Consider the following 18027-nt stretch of genomic DNA (forward strand, 5'->3'; position numbering starts at 1 on the left):
TATGCCGACCAAGGAGAGGCGCTTCCCTGGCTGATCCCGAAGCCCATACAAGGCATGAGGGCGCCAAGGCGCTAGCCAGGACGGAGTAAACCTCGACAGAACAGGTCGAGACCTTCCTTAAGGGCTCGATATTGGGCATCGGACGTGTCCGCGAAGGCCTCGTCGCGTGTCGACGCAACATCGTCGAACTGGATCGGCTCGTCGAACTGCGAGAGCGTCAGATCATGCCGCTCGCCGTCGATCCGATTGTAGAAGTGCATACCCGCGCCGGTGCGGGTCTTCAGGATTTCGCCGCCGAAAAGGTCCTGAACCACTACAGCGCCGCGCGTCTTCAGACGCGCAAAGGTCGCTGTAACTCTTTGAATCTGCGCATCGAGCTTTTCGAAAATCGGGTACGATTTTCGGGCCGATGCGCTATCGCGGTAACGCTGCATTGGCCGCGCGCAGGATTCTCGACCGAATATTTGCTGGAGCTCGTCGGCGACCAGACGTGCTCCAGCGCCTGCTTGAGAGCGGCGACGGTAGATCCCCGCCGCCCTCTCCGCTCGATCAGGCGAAGTACTGTCCGCCATTTGCCGAAATCGTCGAGCCTGTGATGAAGCCGGCATCGTCGGACGCCAGGAACACGACGCAGCGGGCGATCTCCTCCGGCTCGCCGAGGCGCCCGACGGGGATCTGCGGGATGATCCTTTCGTTGAGCACCTTTTCCGGAACCGCACGCACCATCTCGGTGCCGATATATCCCGGGCAAATCGCGTTGACGGTGATCCCTTTCGCGGCGCCCTCCTGCGCGAGCGCCTTGGTGAAGCCGAGGTCGCCGGCCTTGGCGGCCGAATAGTTCGCCTGGCCCATCTGTCCCTTCTGGCCGTTGATCGAAGAGATATTGACGATGCGACCGAACCCGCGGTCGCGCATGCCGGACCAGATCGGGTGCGTCATGTTGAAGAGGCCCGTGAGGTTGGTGTTGATCACCTCTCCCCATTGCTCGGGCGTCATCTTGTGGAACATCGCGTCGCGGGTGATCCCGGCATTGTTGACGAGGATATCGATCGGCCCGAGATCGGCCTCCACCTTGGCGATACCGTCGGCGCAGGCCTGATAGTTGGAAACATCCCATTTGTAGACCGGAATCCCGGTCTCCTGCTTAAAGGCCTGGGCCTTTTCGTCATTGCCGGCGTAGGTCGCGGCCACCTTATAGCCTGCCGCCTGCAGCGCGACCGAGATCGCAGCGCCGATGCCGCGGGACCCGCCCGTTACCAATGCTACTCTGCTCATCTTTCGCCTCCCTCGACTAATTCAGTTTTGCGAATGCATTTTTCATCATTCTCGCCCATCTGCTGACCGTAGAGCTTGGCTGCCGCCTGGAAGGCAGGGGTCGAGAGTGAGGATATGCCGACCTCGCACTTCGTCAGCGCGAGATCCATGATTCTGCTCGTCATCTGCACCAGGGACGACTTGACGCCGCCGTCGTCCTCGGTGAGGACCGCGATCATGAGCTTCTTGAAGACGGCTTCATGGTCCGCCGTCGAGTGGTCCATCATGCATTGGACCACTCGCGCCTCGTTGAACTCCGCAGCCGTCGTCGATGTGGCGACAGACGAGAGGCCGACGGCGAGAAAGGCAATCCGAATCCTGCTTGGCCGCCCGGCGCCCGGCATGCGGCGGCCGCCTACATGCGTTCCACGCACATGGCAACGCCCATGCCGCCGCCGATGCAAAGCGTGGCGAGACCCTTGGAGACGCCGCGCCGCTTCATTTCGAAGAGCAGCGTGTTGAGGACGCGCGCGCCGGAGGCGCCGATAGGATGGCCGATCGCAATCGCGCCGCCATTGACGTTGACGATCGACGGATCCCAGCCGAGGTCCTTGTTGACGGCGCAGGCCTGCGCCGCAAAGGCCTCGTTCGCCTCGACGAGCTCGACGTCGCCGACCGACCAGCCGGCCTTTTCGAGCGCCTTGCGCGAGGCGGGGATCGGGCCGGTTCCCATGATCTGCGGATCGACGCCGGCCGTCGCCCAAGAGACGATGCGGGCAAGCGGCTGGACGCCGCGCCTTCCGGCCTCCGCTTCCGTCATCAAGAGCGTCGCGGCCGCGCCGTCATTGAGACCCGAGGCATTGCCGGCCGTGACCGTGCCGTCCTTGTCGAAGGCAGGCCTGAGCTTTGCAATGGAATCGAGCGTGGCGCCGTGGCGGATATATTCGTCCTGATCGACCGTGACGTCGCCCTTGCGGGTCTTGACGATGAAGGGGACGATTTCGTCGGCGAACCGGCCGGCCTTCTGGGCGTCCTCGGCCTTGTTCTGGGAGCGAAGCGCGAATTCGTCCTGCTCCTCGCGCGTCAGTTGCCATTTGCGCGCGACGTTCTCGGCCGTGATGCCCATGTGATAGCCATAGAAGGCGTCCGTCAGGCCGTCCTTGATCATCGTGTCGATCATCTTGAAGTCGCCCATTTTCACGCCGCCGCGAAGATGGGCGCAATGGGGTGCCATCGACATGGATTCCATGCCGCCGGCCACGATGATATTTGCATCGCCGGTCGCGATCTGCTGCATGCCGAGCGCCACGGCCCGGAGGCCGGAACCGCAAAGCTGGTTCATGCCCCAGGCGGTCTTCTCCTGCGGGAGACCGGCCTTCATCGCCGCCTGGCGGGCCGGATTCTGCCCTTCGCCGGCGGGCAGGACCTGGCCGAGGATCACCTCGTCCACCTCTGCCGCCTCGACGCCGGCGCGCTCGAGCACCGCCTTGATGGCGGCTGCGCCGAGTTCATGGGCGGGCGTATTGCCGAAGGCGCCGTTGAAGGACCCGACGGCGGTACGGGCGGCACTGGCGATCACGATGGAGGGATTGCTCATGGGACGTTTCCTCTTCTTGCTTGGCCTCGCCGGCCAGACTGGCAAAGCCGCGCGCGCAAGTCAAACGCCTTGATGAAGCGATACAAAAGCTTCACGATTCGGCCGTTTCATCATATTTTTGCACCCGCGTCGCCGCATCGCACAAAGAGATTGTCAGCGGCGCTCTTTTGCGGATACTCTGAAAAACACAATAAAGACGGGACCATGGGTAAGAGGAGAGCCTGATGGCGAAGAGCGATGGCCAGATCGTTATCAAGAAATATGCCAACCGGCGCCTCTACAACACCGGGACGAGCACCTACGTAACCTTGGACGACCTGGCCGTGATGGTGAAGCGGGGCGAGGACTTCATCGTCCAAGATGCCAAGTCGGGCGAGGACATCACCCATTCCGTACTGACGCAGATCATTTTCGAGCAGGAGTCGAAGACCGGTAACACGCTCCTGCCGGTCTCCTTTCTGCGCCAGCTGATCTCCTTCTACGGCGACCAGATGCAGATGGTCGTGCCAAGCTACCTCGAACACTCGATGCAGGCCTTCACCGAGCAGCAGGCGCAGATGCGCGAGCAGATCAACAAGGCCTTCGGCGACACGCCGCTCGGCAAGAACCTGCAGGTGCCGCTGCAACTCGTCGAGGAACAGGTCCGGCGCAACACCGAAATGTTCCATCAGGCAATGCAGATGTTCTCCCCTTTCATGGCCGCCGCCCCTCCAGCCAAGGAGACGAAGAAGCCCGAGGCCAAGGACATCGACGATCTCAAGGAGCAGCTGCGCGCGCTCCAGACGAAGCTCGATAACCTGGGCTGAACCCCTCCCCTAAGGGGAGGGGCTTTCGGGCGCGATCCGGTCCAATGCGACTACACCTGCCGCCAATAGAAAAAGGGCCGGCAATGCCGACCCCTTCCAATCTATCCGCAGTGGAAACGCTTATGCGTTTTCCTTCGGCGTCAGGACCTGGCGCCCGCGATACATGCCGGTCTTCAGATCGATGTGGTGCGGACGGCGAAGTTCACCGGAGTTCTTGTCTTCGATGTAGGTCGGAGCCTTGAGGGCGTCGGCGGAACGGCGCATGCCACGCTTGGACGGGCTCGTTTTTCTTTTCGGTACAGCCATTTCATTCTCCACTTATCGGGCAAAACACTGTTCAGCAGCCGAAAATGGCCGGGTCAAACAGATGTCGATCTCGGAAATTCCGCGCGCTTATACATGGCCGACCACCGTTTGACCAGTCCCCGCACGCAAATTTTCGACTTTGCGCCGGCGGCGGGGCCTCAGCCCAGCTTCGAGAGCATCATGCTTCGTCCTCGGGAACAATCCAGGGTTCGGCTCTCGCCGCCTCTTCCCACTTCCGGAAGGCCGGATGCGTCCTGACCGCCTCCATATAGGCAAGCGTCGATGGATCCGTCACGAGTTCGTAGATGTCGAAGCGATTGACGACCGGCGCGAACATCGCGTCGGCGGCGGTGAAACGGCCAAACAGGAACGGGCCGCCGGAGCGGGTGATCGCCTCGCGCCAGATCGCTTCGATCCGCGCGACGTCGGCCGCCACCCCGTCGGGAAGGGCGATCGCCTGGCGCGGCCTGCGGATGTTCATGGGGCAGGCGCCGCGCAGCGCCCGGAAACCGGAGAGCATCTCCATTGAATAGCTGCGCGCGCGGGCGCGATCCTCCAGCGCCTCCGGCCAGAGGCCCGCTTCGGGGTAGAGCTCCGCCACATATTCGATGATCGCCAGCGACTCCCAGACCCGCACATCGCCGTGGTGCAGCACCGGCACGCGGCCTGTCGGCGAAATCTCGCTGAAGCGCGGATTTCCGGCGGGAAAGTCGAAGGGGATGACCACATCTTCGAACGAGACGCCGCAGGCTTCGAGCGCCAGCCACGGCCTCAGCGACCAGGAGGAATAATTCTTGTTGCCGACGTAAAGCACGAGCTTGGCCATGATCCTGTCTCCGTTCATCTTTTCGGCAGCCAGCCTTGCCACATCAGCGGCGGGAGGACCAATGAATTGCCTTCATCTCAATCATAAAGACATGTGATGTAGTCGCGGGATTGGCTGGCGCGGCGCTCGATCACCGAGGCAAGCCGCCTGAGGCCTCGCCCGGGCTTGCCGGCATTGCGGTCGACCGGATTGGGCAGTGCGACGGCGAGCAGCGCCGCCTGACGGCGCGAGAGCTTTGCCGCCGGAACGCCGAAATAATGGCGCGCGGCCGCTTCGACGCCGTAGATCCCGTCGCCCCACTCGGCGACGTTCAGGTAGATCTCCATCATGCGCCGCTTGCTCCAGACGAAGTCGGCGGCGATCGCCAGCGGCACTTCCAGCGCCTTGCGGACGAAGGAGCGGCCGTTCCAGAGATAGAGATTCTTGACCGTCTGCATCGGAATGGTGCTGGCGCCGCGCGTCTGCGCGCCATCGAGCGCATCCGCGACCACACCGCGCATCTGTACCCAGTCCACGCCCGTGTGCGCGCAGAACTGACCATCCTCGGACATCATCACCGATTGCACGAGGACCGGCGCGATCTTCTCGAACTCGACCCATTGCCGGTCATAGCCGCGCAGCAACACGAGGTCGCGCAGCATCAAGGTCGAAACCGGATGAACGAACTCGGCGAGATAGAAGAAGACCAGGAGATAGGGCAGCAAGAGGAGAAAGACGGCGAGACGGAGGAGGCGCCGCCAGGCGCCGCGCAGGGCAGATCCTCGGCCGGCAGACATCTCGCCCCCCTCGCGTTTTTCCGAAATGATGTCCACGGCCTGGCTGTTCGACCCTCTGTCCATTTCCGCTTTCTTATTTCACGGAGGCCGAAAGTTGAACGGCCTTGTTGCAAAAGACAAGTCTTGGATGCGCTCATCCCCGGCGAATGCGACGCGAAAGCCCGTTGAAAGCCGCTTCGGCCCGTGCCAAAGAGCCTTTCATGACAGACGAGACACCATCCTTCGAGGCACGGCTGAAATGCGATGCGCAGGCGGTCGAGAGCCTGCTTGCGACACTTCTCGGGCCCGTCCCGCTCGAAAACGAAATCGCCCGCCCGGCGGTCCTGCTCGACGCCATGCGCCATGGCGTGCTCAATGGCGGAAAGCGGCTGCGCCCCTTCCTCGTTGCTGAAAGCACCGCCCTTCTCCACGGCGATGCCGGGGCGGCCTTGAGGGTTGGTGCGGCGCTGGAATGCGTGCACTGCTATTCCCTCGTCCATGACGACCTGCCGGCGATGGATGACGACGAGTTGCGTCGCGGGCAGCCGACGGTGCATATCGCCTTTGACGAAGCGACCGCCATCCTTGCGGGCGACAGCCTGCTGACCTACGCCTTCGACATTATTGCCGCACCGGAAACGCCGCTATCGGACCGGCAGAAGACAGGGCTCGTGCTTGCGCTTGCCCGGGCTTCCGGCCATGGCGGCATGGCCGGCGGCCAGGCGCTCGACCTTGCCGCCGAGAGGACGGCACCGGACGAGGCCGGCATCGTCACACTGCAGGCGATGAAGACCGGGGCGCTGATCCGCTTTGCCTGCGAGGCCGGGGCGATCATAGCCGATGCGAGCGTCGACGACCGCCGGCGGCTGCGCGCCTTCGGCGACAAGATCGGCCTTGCGTTCCAGCTTGCCGACGACCTGCTCGACCTGACGGCCGACGCCAAGGCAATGGGCAAGGCCACCGGCAAGGACGCCGCCCGCGGCAAGGGCACTCTGGTTGCGCTTCACGGTCAGTCCTGGGCCGAGCGCGAGCTCGAAAGACTGGTGGCCGAAGCGGAAGGCCTGCTCGCCCCCTATGGCGCCCGATCCACTATCCTTGCCGAAACCGCACGCTTCATCGCCAATCGCAGGAGCTGACCGCTCATGAGTAAATTCTGGTCGCCGATCGTATCCGAACTGAAGCCCTATGTGCCGGGCGAGCAGCCGCGCATCGCCAACCTCGTCAAGCTCAACACCAATGAAAGCCCCTATGGGCCCTCGGAAAAGGCGCTGGAAGCGATCCGAGCCGCGGCAAGCGAGGATATGCGGCTCTATCCGGATCCGGTCGCACAGGGCCTGAGGCAGGCGATCGCCGAACGGTACGGCGTCTCCGCCAACGAGGTCTTCGTCGGCAACGGCTCCGACGAAGTATTGGCGCACACCTTCGCCGCGCTTCTGAAACACGACCCGCCGCTGCTCTTTCCGGATATTTCCTACAGCTTCTATCCGACCTATGCCGGCCTCTTCGGTATCGAAGCGGTCGAGGTGCCGCTCAACGACGCTTTCCGTATCGATATTGCCGATTATCGCCGCCCCGCGGGCGCCATCATCCTTCCGAATCCCAATGCGCCGACCGGTATCGGCATGCCGCTTGCGGAGATCGAACGGCTGGTCGCCGAGCACCCGGAGCAGCCGGTGGTGATCGACGAGGCCTATGTCGACTTCGGCGGCGAGTCGGCGGTCGCGCTCGTGCCGAAATACGAGAACCTGCTCGTGGTGCAGACCTTCTCGAAATCGCGCGCTCTCGCGGGCTTGCGCGTCGGTTTCGCCATCGGCCAGCGACCGCTGGTCGACGCGCTCGAACGCGTCAAGGACAGCTTCAATTCCTACCCGCTCGGACGCGCCGCCCAGGCCGGCGCCATTGCCGCGATCAGGGATGAGGTTTGGTTCGACGAAACGCGCGGCAAGATCATCGCCACGAGGGCGGAACTCATCCGGGAACTGGAAGAGCGCGGATTCGAGGTCCTGCCGTCCCAGGCGAATTTCGTCTTCGCCCGACATCCGGACCATGCCGGCCGGACGCTCGCCGCCAAGCTGCGCGAACGCGCCGTGATCGTCCGCCATTTCGCCAAGCCGCGGATCGAGGATTTCCTGCGCATCACGATCGGAACGGACGCCGAATGTGCCAGGCTGATTGCGGCGCTTGACGAGATTCTTTAGGCCGGTCTTTGCCCCGCAACTGGGGAGAGGACTTTGCGCCGGCGCTCGCCGCGAGTCCCCTTCGCCCCGCATGCGGGGAGAAGGTGGCCGATAGGCCGGATGAGGGGCAATCCGGACGGGTAAGTATTTGAGGAGATTAGCTCCTATATCTACTCCGCCGCCGCCTGGCCGCGGCCGAAGCGTTTCTCGATATAGTCGGAGACGAGCAACTGGAATTCCTCGGCGATCTTGGGACCGCGTAGCGTCATCGCCTTCTGGCCGTCGACGAAGACGGGCGCGGCCGGCGTCTCGCCGGTGCCGGGCAGCGAAATGCCGATGTCGGCGTGCTTGCTTTCGCCGGGACCGTTCACGATGCAGCCCATGACGGCGACCTTTAGCGCCTCGACACCCGGATATTTTTCGCGCCAGACCGGCATGCTGGCCCGGATGTCCTCCTCGATCTTCTGGGCTAGTTCCTGGAAGACGGTGGACGTCGTGCGGCCGCAGCCGGGGCAGGCGGCAACGACCGGGACAAACTGGCGGAACCCCATGACCTGCAGGAGCTCCTGCGCCACCTGCACCTCGCGGGTGCGGTCGCCACCGGGCTCCGGCGTCAGCGAGATCCGGATCGTATCGCCGATGCCCTGCTGCATTAGAATGCCGAGCGAGGCCGAGGAGGCGACGATCCCCTTGGTGCCCATGCCGGCCTCGGTCAAGCCCAGATGCAGCGCATGGTCGGAGCGCGAGGCGAGCATGGCATAGACGGCGATCAGATCCTGCACGCCCGAAACCTTGGCGGAGAGTATGATGCGGTTGCGCGGCAAGCCAAGCTCTTCGGCCAGTTCCGCCGAGATGAGAGCCGACTGCACGATCGTCTCTCGGGTCACCTGCTGCGCCGTCATGGGCGAGCCATCGGCCTTGTTATCGTCCATCAGCCGGGTCAGGAGTTCCTGGTCGAGCGAACCCCAGTTCACTCCGATGCGCACCGGCTTGTCGTAACGCATCGCCATTTCGATGATCTCGGCGAACTGCTTGTCCTTTTTGTCCTTGAAGCCGACATTGCCCGGATTGATGCGGTATTTTGCGAGCGCCTCGGCACAGGCCGGATGGTCGGCCAAGAGTTTGTGGCCGATATAGTGGAAGTCGCCGACGAGCGGCACATCCATGCCAAGGCGCAACAGCCGCTCGCGAATCTTCGGCACCGCGGCGGCACTCTCGTCCCGGTCGACCGTGATCCGCACCAGCTCCGAACCAGCCCTGTAAAGCGCCGCCACCTGAGCGACGGTCGCATCGACATCGGCCGTGTCCGTATTGGTCATCGATTGGACGGCGACCGGCGCGCCGCCGCCGACGATCACGCCGCCGACATCGACGGCGACCGAGGCACGGCGCGGCTTGGGCTCGAAGTCGAAGGCAGAAGACATGAAGGCCTCTTCTTGGTATTGCGCAATTCCGGCCGGAAAGCCGCGTCACACGCTTTCGCGTTTCAGGTGGCGAAGGAAAACCCGCTTGTCAACGCCCACAGCACGCGCTGACGGCGAATTGATGGCACGCCGCCGTCATTGTTCCCGGCCGTGGTCGGCGTGGGAAGCGTGCTGCGACAGCAGCAGCACGACGACGAAAAGGACCGGGATGAAGGTGAAGATCACGGCGAAACCGCTGTGCTCCGCTATGAAGCCGATCAGCGACGGGGCGAAGAGCATGCCGGAATAGCCCATGGTGGTGGCGACCGCGAGCCCGATTCCCGGCTGCAGGCCAGGCATGTTGCCGGCGGCGGAGAAGGCGATCGGCACCATGTTGGAAATGCCGATGCCGGCAATGGCGAAGCCGAGAATCGCCAGCGCCGCATTGGGCGCGAGTCCGGCAAGGACGAGGCCGACAAGCGCCGTCATCGTGCAGATGCGCAGCGTGCGTTTCGCGCCCAGCCGGTCGCGCACATGGTCGCCGGCAAACCGCATGGTGGCCATCGTCGCCGAGAAGGCCGCGAAGCCGAAGCCGGAGAGCTCGATGGAGGCGCCGAGTTCGTTGCGGAGATAGAGCGCGCCCCAGTCAAGTACCGCGCCCTCCGGCACCATAGAGAACAGCGCCATGAGGCCGATCAGCCAGGGCAGCGGCGTCCTTGGCAGGCTGAGCTTCTGCCTCGCCGCCGTCGGATGCGGCTTGTCAGCGAGGACCATCGGCCAGGCGACGGCGAGGATTGCCAAACAGAGCAGGGTCACCGCGACCGCATGCGGCAGCACGCCCACGCGCGCCATCAGGAAGCCGCCGGTCCCGGCGCCGAGCAAGCCGCCGAGGCTCCAATAGGCGTGGCAGGAGGACATGATCGCCCGCCGCATCGACTTCTCGACCTCCACCGCATTGGCGTTCATTGCCACGTCCATGGCGCCGACAAAGCCCCCGAGCAGGAACATGCCGGTCGCGGCCGTCCAGACATTCGGCACCAGCGTCAGCAAAAGCAGCAGCGGCGAGAGAATGATCGCCGTGAGCTTCGCCACCTTTTCCGAACCGAAGCGGGCGATGAAGCCGCCGGCGATCGGCATCAGCACCAGCGAGCCGACACCAAACACCAGGATCAACAGGCCGAGCACGCTTTCGCCAATGCCGAGCCGATCCTTGAATTCCGGAATCTTGGGCGCCCAGCTGCCGGTGACGAAGCCATTCATCAGGAACAGGAGCGACACGGCAAGCCGGTTTCTCGTCATATAGCCCTGGCGGATGCCGGTCCGGGCACTGTCGGAATATTGGTCCATGGGATCAGCCTTCCTGCTGCTCAATTGCTATCGCCAGACCGTCGAACGACCCGCTCATCGGTTTGGTTGCCCGGCGAGAATGACGCCTATGCCGCGCGCCTTCAGGGCGGCGACGTCAGCCGCCGGCGCATCCGCCTCGAGCACCAGCGTCGAGACGGCTTCGACGGCGATAACGGCATGAGGGGCAGCGGTGCCGAGCTTCTCCGTGGTGACGGCGGCGAGCACCGAACGGCTCTTGGATGCGACGAGCCGTTTGAATTCGGCGTCTTCGAAATGAACCGCCGTGAGCCCGGCCTCCGGGTCCGCGCCGCAGGCCCCGAGGATGCAGAGATCCGGCCGGAGCAGTTCCGCGTCGCGTCGCGCCCGCGCACCGACCGCGGCACCGACGGCGCGGTCCAGCGTGCCGCCGATCAGGATCAGATCGAGAGCCGGCTTCTCCATCAGGGCAGAAGCGATCAGCGGCGTGTTGGTGACGATGGTCGCGGCAACATCCGGAGCGATCGCTTGCGCGATCGCCAGATTAGTCGAGCCCGCATCGAGAAAGACGGTCATGCCGCGCTCGATATAGCCGACACATGCCTGCGCCAGCGCGGCCTTGCGCTCGGATGCGATCCGAGTACGTTCGCTCAAGGAGCGGCCCGCATCCGGCGCAAGGGGCAAGGCGCCGCCATAGACGCGCTCGCAAAGCCCGGCCGCCGCCATTTCGCGGAGATCCCGGCGTATCGTGTCCTCGGAAACCTTGAACTCACGCGCCAAGTCGCCCGCAAGGACGCGACCACGCGTCACCAGGCGTTCCCGGATCGCCGATTGTCTTTCCCGCAGCAGCAATTCTGTCGACATGAGTGACCGTGCATAAACGTGCATTAACAGGCAGGAACGTGACTACCACCTTCCGCTCGCGAATTCAACCTCCAAGCGTGGAACAGGGCCGAGGCCCGTCGGTTGTACCGGCAGCCGTTTCGAAGGTTTCCTGACCAAGTGGAAAAAATATTCATCGGAACAGCCGCGAATTGGTCTTTTATGCGCTCAGCCGCACCGGCTTTTGTGCGATGGTCGCCGCAATCCGGATGACGGGCCGGAGAACGACAAAATGGAACCAAGACGATGAAACTTCTTCCGACGCTTTTCGCTGCCGCCCTCCTGCAACTTGCCGCCTTCGCGCCGGCCGAGGCCGGCTCCAACCTCGACGAGATCAAGTCCGCCGGGGTGCTGAAGATCGGCACCGAAGGCACCTACGCTCCCTTCACCTATCACGACGCGAGCGGCGCGCTGGTCGGCTTCGACGTCGAGATCGGCCGGGAAGTCGCCAAGCGGCTCGGCGTTCAGCCCGAATTCCTCGAAGGCAAGTGGGATGGCCTGATCGCCGGCCTCGATGCCAATCGCTACGACGCGGTCATTAACCAGGTCGGCATTACTGAGGAACGCAAGAGGAAATACGACTTCTCCGACCCCTATATCGCCTCGAAGGCAGTCCTGATCGTGCGCGGCGACGACGAGGAGATCAAGGACTTCGCCGATTTGAAGGGCAAGAAGGCCGCCCAGTCGCTGACTAGCAATTTTGGCAAGCTCGCCGAAGCATCGGGCGCCGAACTCGTCGGCACCGAAGGTTTCGACCAGTCGATCCAGCTCGTGCTGACCGGCCGCGCCGATGCGACAATCAACGATAGCCTCTCCTTCCTTGACTTCCGGAAGCAGAAGCCGGACGCCAATGTGAAGATCGCCGCCGAACAGGCGGATGCCGACTATTCCGGCATCATCATCCGCAAGGGCGAACCGGAACTGCTCGAGGCCATCAACAAGGCGCTGGAAGAGATCAAGGCGGACGGCACCTATGAGAAGATCTCGCAGAAATATTTCGGCGCCGACGTTTCCAAATAGTCACCGATCGGCTCCTTCCCGGCAGATTTTATGGACGGGGCCTCACGCCTTTTACGTTCTGACCTCATGAACTACGATCCGCTCCGCCCATCGTGATCTGGTGCGGATCGCATTTTATGAAAGGCCTTGCCTTGCCCGACTGGCTTCACCTCATAGCGCAATCGCTGCCGACCCTGCTCTGGGCCGGCCTCGTCTTCACGATTCCGCTCACGCTGCTTTCCTTCACACTGGGCCTCCTGCTCGGCCTGGTCACCGCGCTCGTCCGGCTCTTTGCGCCGGCTCCGCTCGTTGCCGTGGCGCGCTTCTATGTCTGGGTTATCCGCGGCACACCGCTGCTCGTCCAGCTCTTCGTCATTTTCTACGGACTGCCGAGCCTCGGCATCCTGCTCGACGCCTTTCCGGCGGCGCTGATCGGCTTCACGCTGAATATCGGCGCCTATTCGTCCGAGATCATTCGCGCGGTGATCTCGTCGGTCCCGCGGGGGCAATGGGAGGCGGCCTATTCGATCGGCATGAGTTGGCCCCAGGCAATGCGCCGCACCATCCTGCCGCAGGCCGGCCGCGTCGCCGTGCCGCCGCTCTCGAACACCTTCATCTCGCTGGTGAAGGACACCTCGCTCGCCGCCGCGATCACCGTGCCCGAACTCTTCCAGACGGCGCAGCGCATCGTCGCGACCACCTATGAGCCGCTGATCCTCTACATCGAGGCCGCCTTGATTTACCTCGTCATGAGTTCCGTGCTCTCGGCCCTGCAGGTGAAGTTGGAGAAGCGCTTCGCCCGCTATGGTGGCTTCCTGGAGGCGCGCGCATGATCGAGCTCTCACATATCGTCAAGCGTTTCGGCACGCACACGGTGCTGAACGATATCAGCGTGACGCTGGCGGAGGGCACGGTCACGGCCCTTGTCGGGCCTTCCGGCGGCGGAAAAAGCACGCTTCTGCGCTGCGTCAACCTTCTCGAGATCCCGACCAGCGGCACGATTCGCCTAGGCGATGAACGGCTGGAATTCGCGCCCGACCGCAAGGTCGGCTGGCAGGCGGTCCAGAAACTCCGCCGCCAGACCGGCATGGTGTTCCAGAACTTCCAACTGTTTCCACATCAGACGGCGATCGGCAATGTCATGGAAGGCCTCGTCACCGTTCTCAAATGGCCCGCCGATCGTGCCCACGCCCGGGCGCTCGAACTCCTGGAAAAGGTCGGCATGGCCCACAAAGCCGACGCTTGGCCGGCAACGCTCTCCGGCGGCCAGCAACAGCGCGTCGCGATCGCCAGGGCGCTTGCTCCATCGCCGCGCGTGCTGCTTTGCGACGAACCGACCTCGGCCCTCGATCCGGAACTGGCGGAGGAGGTGGTGGAGGTGCTTAGCCGGCTTGCCCGCGAAGGCACGACGATGATCATGGCCACCCACGACCTGCGCCTTGCCTCCCGCGTTGCCGACCACGTCATCTTCCTCGACGCCGGCGTCGTCGTCGAAAGTGGACCGCCGCGCAAGATTTTTTCGACGCCGGAGCGGGAGCGAACGAAGCGGTTCATTGCTTCGCTCAGCGCGCCGATGAGCTTTGATATCTAAAGTTCAGCCTCGCAGGTGCCGGTGAACCACCGGCCGTACACGCGGGGCAAATAACGGCTGATCGCTGCCGGCCTTTACTTTCCACAAGCTGGTTTGGCGGGTTCACGGCCCTCATTCCAACGCGCAAATAGCGGCGCAAAATCTTCTGGGTTGCCCGGATATTGCAGGCACTCTTCACCTATTCGGCTCCAGCCCTGTGCGCTATCGAGCCAGATATGGGCGACCGGAGCCAGGGCCGAGGTGTCGTCGAGCGTGCCGGGTTTGATGCTGATCAAGTCTGTCCGGCCCTGCTGGCGGTGGAACAGGCGCGTGCCACATTCCGGGCAGAAGTCGCATATCATGCGCCTGCCCGTTGGCGTCTCGCGTGTCCAGGAAGACAGCTCGCCCAGACCAAGCTCGACTTGCGAAGGCGCGATCCAGAAAGCCATCCCAAAGGCGCTTCCGGACTGCTTCTGGCATTCGCGGCAATGGCACGCAAACAAGGCCAGCGATCTGCCCCCGATGCGGTAGCGGCAATGACCACATTGGCAACCGCCCTCAAACGTTTCACTCATTTGCAAAACGTCGCTAGCAAGATGGCGGCTCCCCAGCTGAGAAGCCGTGGCAACGTCGCGTCGGCCGCATCAGCCAAAGACGACCAGCAGGTCCTTGGCGTCGATCTGATCGCCAGCCCGGACCAGCACCTCGGCGATGACCCCGTCCCTCTCCGCATGCAGCGCCGTCTCCATCTTCATCGCCTCGATCGAGAGCAGCACGTCGCCGGCCTTGACCGGCTGGCCAGTGACGACGGCGACGGTCGAGATGACGCCTGGCATCGGCGCGCCGAGATGGGCGGCATTGCCGGCCTCGGCCTTGCGGCGGATGGCGGCGGAGGCGCCGTGCGCCCGGTCCGGGACCTTGATCGAGCGCGGCTGCCCGTTGAGTTCGAAGAACATCTTGACCATGCCCTTCTCGTCGATCTCGCCCTGGGCCTGGTTGAGGACGACCAGCGTCTTGCCCTTCTCCAGGTCGGCGAAGAGCTCCTCGCCCGGCGTCATGCCGTAGAAATAGGCAGGCGTCGGCAGGACGCTGACCGGTCCGTAGGTCTCGCAGGCGACCGCATAATCGGTGAAGACTTTCGGATACATCAGATAGGAGGCGAACTCGAAGTCGCTCACTTCGCGGCCGAGCTTCTCCTCGATGGTCTTGCGCTCGGCGTCGAGGTCGGCCGGCGGCAGCAGCGAGCCCGGCACCGCCGTATAGGGCTCTTCGCCCTTCAGCACCTTCTTCTGCAGCGCTTCCGGCCAACCGCCCGGCGGCTGGCCGAGGTCGCCCTTGAGCATCGAGACGACCGAGTCCGGGAAGGCGATGTCCTTCGTCGGGTTTTCGACATCGGCAACCGTAAGGTCCTGGCTGACCATCATCAAAGCCATGTCGCCGACGACCTTGGAGGAGGGCGTCACCTTGACGATGTCGCCGAACATCCGGTTGGCGTCGGCATAGGCCTGCGCCACCTCGTGCCAGCGGGTCTCCAGCCCGAGCGAGCGGGCCTGTTCCTTGAGATTGGTGAACTGGCCGCCCGGCATCTCATGCAGGTAGACTTCGGAAGCCGGTCCCTTGAGGTCGCTCTCGAAGGCCGCATATTGATGGCGCACCGCCTCCCAATAGAAGGAGATGCGGCGGATCCACTCGGGATTGAGACCCGGGTCGCGCTCCGAGCCGGACAGTGCCTCGACGATCGAGCCGAGGCAGGGCTGGGAGGTGTTGCCGGAGAGCGCATCCATCGCCGCATCGACGATGTCGACGCCGGATTCCACCGCGGCGAGCACCGTCGCCGCGGCAATGCCGGAGGTGTCGTGGGTGTGGAAATGGATCGGCAGGTCGGTCGCATCCTTCAGCGCCTTGAACAGCACCCGCGCCGCTTGCGGCTTCAGAAGCCCGGCCATGTCCTTGACGGCGATGATGTGGGCGCCGGCCTTTTCCAGCTCGGCGGCAAGCGCGGTGTAATATTTGAGATCGTATTTCGGTCGGGCGGAATTCAGAAGGTCGCCGGTGTAGCAGATCGCCGCCTCGCAGATCTTGTTCTCGGAAGCCACCGCGTCCATCGCGACGCGCATGTTCTCCACCCAATTGAGGCAGTCGAAGACGCGGAAGACGTCGATGCCGCCCCTGGCCGCCTGGGCGACGAAGTACTTCACCACATTATCGGGATAGTTCTTGTAGCCGACACCGTTGGCGCCGCGCAAAAGCATCTGCAGGAGCAGGTTCGGCGCGTCTTCGCGTACCATCGCCAGCCGCTCCCACGGGTCTTCCGTCAGGAAGCGCATCGAGACGTCGAAGGTGGCGCCACCCCAGCATTCGAGCGAGAAGAGGTTCGGCAGCGCCCGCGCATAGGTGCCGGCGATGCGGGCGATGTCGTAGGTGCGCATGCGGGTCGCAAGCAGCGACTGGTGCGCGTCGCGCATCGTCGTGTCGGTCAGGAGAACCTGCTTCTCAGCCTTCACCCATTCGGCGAACTTCTTCGGTCCGAGCTCGTCGAGGCGCTGTTTTGTGCCAGGCTTCACCCCGCCGTCGATGAAGGGCACGACGGGCGCGGCGATATCGTTCGACGGCTTCGGCCTTCCCTTCGCCTCGGGATGGCCGTTGACGGTGACGTCGGCGAGATAGGTGAGTAGCTTTGTGGCGCGGTCCTGACGCTTCACCTGCTGGAACAGTTCCGGCGTCGTGTCGATGAACCGGGTCGTGTAGCTGTTGTCGCGGAACTTCGGGTGACCGATGATCGCTTCGAGGAAGGTGAGGTTGGTGGCGACGCCGCGAATGCGGAATTCCCTGAGCGCCCGGTCCATGCGGCGGATCGCTTCTTCCGGATTCGGGGCCCAGGCGGTGACCTTCTCCAAGAGCGGATCGTAGTAGCGGGTGATGACCGCGCCGGAATAGGCGGTGCCGCCGTCGAGCCGGATGCCGAAGCCCGTGGCGCCGCGATAGGCGGTGATGCGGCCGTAGTCCGGAATGAAGTTCTGCTCCGGATCTTCCGTTGTGATGCGGCACTGCAGCGCGTGGCCGTTGAGGCGGATATCCTCCTGCCGCGGCACGCCGGATTCCGGCGTGCCGATGGCATGGCCGTCGAGGATATGGATCTGCGCCTTGACGATGTCGATGCCGGTCACCTCCTCGGTCACCGTATGCTCGACCTGGATGCGCGGATTGACCTCTATGAAGTAGAACTTGCCGGTGTCGGCATCCATCAGATACTCGACCGTGCCGGCGCCGATGTAATTGGTCGCGTGCGCAATCTTCAGCGAGTAGTCGGCGAGTTCCTGACGCTCGGCACCGGTGAGATAGGGCGCCGGTGCCCGTTCGACGACCTTCTGGTTGCGGCGCTGGATGGAGCAGTCGCGCTCGAAGAGGTGTACGACATTGCCGTGGGTGTCGCCGAGGACCTGGCTCTCGACGTGGCGGGCGCGCTCGACCAGCTTTTCCAGATAAACCTCGTCCTTACCGAAAGCTGCCTTGGCCTCGCGCTTGGCCTCGGTGACCTCACGGATCAGGTCCTTGGGATCGCGGATCGCCCGCATACCTCGGCCCCCGCCGCCCCAGGAGGCCTTCAGCATCACCGGATAGCCGATTTCATCGGCGAGCCGCGTGATCTCGGCCGGGTCGTCCGGCAGCGGATCCGTCGCCGGCACGACCGGCACGCCGATCGAGATCGCCAGGTTGCGGGCGGCCACCTTGTTGCCGAGCTGGCGCATCGTCTCCGGCTTCGGCCCGATGAAGGTGATGCCGTTCTCGGCACAGGCCTCGGCGAATTCCGGGCTTTCCGAGAGCAGGCCGTAACCGGGATGGATCGCGTCGGCGCCGGAAAGCTTGGCGACGCGGATCACCTCGTCGATTGAAAGATAGCTCTCGATCGGGCCGAGATCGCGTGGAAGGTGCGGGCCGCGGCCGACTTGATAACTCTCGTCCGCCTTGAAGCGGTGCAGCGCCAGCTTGTCCTCCTCCGCCCAGATCGCGACCGTTTTAAGCCCCAGCTCATTGGCCGCACGGAAGACGCGGATGGCGATTTCGGATCGGTTGGCAACAAGGATCTTTGAGATGGACAAGTCGGACTCCTCAATAGACTTGAATTCAC

Annotated in this window: 19 protein-coding genes; 6 read left to right on the top strand and 13 right to left on the bottom strand. The window is 63.7% G+C overall.

What is annotated here, in order from left to right; translation table 11 throughout:
- Positions 1 to 71: 71 nt before the first annotated feature.
- From EKH55_RS15540 to EKH55_RS15555, 5 genes are read right to left on the bottom strand one after another with little or no spacing between them, the layout of a single operon-like run.
- Positions 72 to 434: a YunG family protein gene (locus EKH55_RS15540; protein ID WP_106407845.1), complete on the bottom strand. Its 363-nt coding sequence runs from the start codon at positions 432 to 434 to the stop codon at positions 72 to 74.
- Positions 332 to 634 (bottom strand): YunG family protein, encoded by a 303-nt coding sequence (locus EKH55_RS30280; RefSeq protein WP_427915846.1) that lies wholly within the window; start codon positions 632 to 634, stop codon positions 332 to 334. The genes EKH55_RS15540 and EKH55_RS30280 overlap by 103 nt, the downstream gene beginning before the upstream one ends.
- Entirely contained in the window at positions 550 to 1275 is a 726-nt protein-coding gene (gene phbB, locus EKH55_RS15545) for a beta-ketoacyl-ACP reductase (protein ID WP_069458818.1), read from the bottom strand. Before phbB ends, EKH55_RS30280 begins: the two co-directional genes overlap by 85 nt.
- Positions 1272 to 1658 carry a hypothetical protein gene (locus EKH55_RS15550; RefSeq protein WP_151611774.1) on the bottom strand — a complete coding sequence of 129 codons (387 nt, stop codon included), beginning with the start codon at positions 1656 to 1658 and terminating at the stop codon, positions 1272 to 1274. The genes phbB and EKH55_RS15550 overlap by 4 nt, the downstream gene beginning before the upstream one ends.
- Before the next feature lie 11 nt (positions 1659 to 1669).
- The gene (locus EKH55_RS15555) at positions 1670 to 2851 is read right to left on the bottom strand and encodes an acetyl-CoA C-acetyltransferase (RefSeq protein ID WP_069458820.1); all 1182 of its coding nucleotides are present in this window, start codon (positions 2849 to 2851) and stop codon (positions 1670 to 1672) included.
- 224 nt (positions 2852 to 3075) lie between these two features.
- On the opposite strand from EKH55_RS15555, the gene phaR reads away from it, so the two are divergent.
- Positions 3076 to 3657: a polyhydroxyalkanoate synthesis repressor PhaR gene (gene phaR / locus EKH55_RS15560; RefSeq protein WP_069458821.1), complete on the top strand. Its 582-nt coding sequence runs from the start codon at positions 3076 to 3078 to the stop codon at positions 3655 to 3657.
- A gap of 120 nt (positions 3658 to 3777) precedes the next feature.
- Here phaR and rpmF read toward each other — a convergent pair whose 3' ends face one another.
- The 3 genes from rpmF to mtgA all read right to left on the bottom strand — a co-directional run bounded on the left by rpmF (position 3778) and on the right by mtgA (position 5628).
- Positions 3778 to 3963, bottom strand: coding sequence for a 50S ribosomal protein L32 (gene rpmF, locus EKH55_RS15565; protein ID WP_003535764.1), 186 nt, complete (start codon positions 3961 to 3963; stop codon positions 3778 to 3780).
- A 178-nt stretch (positions 3964 to 4141) separates the two neighbouring features.
- Positions 4142 to 4789: a glutathione S-transferase family protein gene (locus tag EKH55_RS15570; RefSeq protein ID WP_069458975.1), complete on the bottom strand. Its 648-nt coding sequence runs from the start codon at positions 4787 to 4789 to the stop codon at positions 4142 to 4144.
- A 77-nt stretch (positions 4790 to 4866) separates the two neighbouring features.
- On the bottom strand, positions 4867 to 5628 hold the full coding sequence (mtgA, locus tag EKH55_RS15575; RefSeq protein WP_083265337.1) for a monofunctional biosynthetic peptidoglycan transglycosylase: 762 nt from the start codon (positions 5626 to 5628) through the stop codon (positions 4867 to 4869).
- Positions 5629 to 5765: 137 nt separating this feature from the next.
- Here mtgA and EKH55_RS15580 point away from each other — a divergent pair, with 137 nt between their 5' ends.
- Positions 5766 to 6680, top strand: coding sequence for a polyprenyl synthetase family protein (locus EKH55_RS15580; RefSeq protein ID WP_069458977.1), 915 nt, complete (start codon positions 5766 to 5768; stop codon positions 6678 to 6680).
- Positions 6681 to 6686: 6 nt separating this feature from the next.
- Positions 6687 to 7742 carry a histidinol-phosphate transaminase gene (gene hisC / locus EKH55_RS15585; RefSeq protein ID WP_069458822.1) on the top strand — a complete coding sequence of 352 codons (1056 nt, stop codon included), beginning with the start codon at positions 6687 to 6689 and terminating at the stop codon, positions 7740 to 7742.
- A 149-nt stretch (positions 7743 to 7891) separates the two neighbouring features.
- Here the strand turns inward: hisC and ispG are convergent, their stop codons facing one another.
- The 3 genes from ispG to EKH55_RS15600 form a co-directional block, all read right to left on the bottom strand.
- On the bottom strand, positions 7892 to 9145 hold the full coding sequence (gene ispG, locus EKH55_RS15590; RefSeq protein WP_069458823.1) for a flavodoxin-dependent (E)-4-hydroxy-3-methylbut-2-enyl-diphosphate synthase: 1254 nt from the start codon (positions 9143 to 9145) through the stop codon (positions 7892 to 7894).
- A 135-nt stretch (positions 9146 to 9280) separates the two neighbouring features.
- A complete protein-coding gene (locus tag EKH55_RS15595) occupies positions 9281 to 10471 on the bottom strand; it encodes an MFS transporter (protein WP_069458824.1) in 1191 nt (396 codons plus the stop codon).
- A gap of 54 nt (positions 10472 to 10525) precedes the next feature.
- Positions 10526 to 11311, bottom strand: coding sequence for a DeoR/GlpR family DNA-binding transcription regulator (locus EKH55_RS15600; RefSeq protein ID WP_083265342.1), 786 nt, complete (start codon positions 11309 to 11311; stop codon positions 10526 to 10528).
- Positions 11312 to 11575: 264 nt separating this feature from the next.
- On the opposite strand from EKH55_RS15600, the gene EKH55_RS15605 reads away from it, so the two are divergent.
- The 3 genes from EKH55_RS15605 (at position 11576) to EKH55_RS15615 (ending at position 13919) form a co-directional block, all read left to right on the top strand.
- Entirely contained in the window at positions 11576 to 12349 is a 774-nt protein-coding gene (locus EKH55_RS15605) for an amino acid ABC transporter substrate-binding protein (protein ID WP_151611775.1), read from the top strand.
- Between the two features lie 131 nt (positions 12350 to 12480).
- Entirely contained in the window at positions 12481 to 13161 is a 681-nt protein-coding gene (locus EKH55_RS15610; protein WP_151611998.1) for an ABC transporter permease subunit, read from the top strand.
- Positions 13158 to 13919, top strand: coding sequence for an amino acid ABC transporter ATP-binding protein (locus EKH55_RS15615; RefSeq protein ID WP_151611776.1), 762 nt, complete (start codon positions 13158 to 13160; stop codon positions 13917 to 13919). Before EKH55_RS15610 ends, EKH55_RS15615 begins: the two co-directional genes overlap by 4 nt.
- A gap of 74 nt (positions 13920 to 13993) precedes the next feature.
- On the opposite strand, the gene EKH55_RS15620 is transcribed toward EKH55_RS15615, so the two are convergent.
- Positions 13994 to 14473, bottom strand: a complete 480-nt coding sequence (locus EKH55_RS15620; protein ID WP_151611777.1) for a GFA family protein — start codon at positions 14471 to 14473, stop codon at positions 13994 to 13996.
- 69 nt (positions 14474 to 14542) lie between these two features.
- Positions 14543 to 17998 (bottom strand): pyruvate carboxylase, encoded by a 3456-nt coding sequence (gene pyc, locus EKH55_RS15625; RefSeq protein ID WP_069458829.1) that lies wholly within the window; start codon positions 17996 to 17998, stop codon positions 14543 to 14545.
- Positions 17999 to 18027 lie beyond the last annotated feature (29 nt).

The sequence above is a fragment of the Sinorhizobium alkalisoli genome, assembly GCF_008932245.1.
Taxonomy (GTDB): domain Bacteria; phylum Pseudomonadota; class Alphaproteobacteria; order Rhizobiales; family Rhizobiaceae; genus Sinorhizobium; species Sinorhizobium alkalisoli.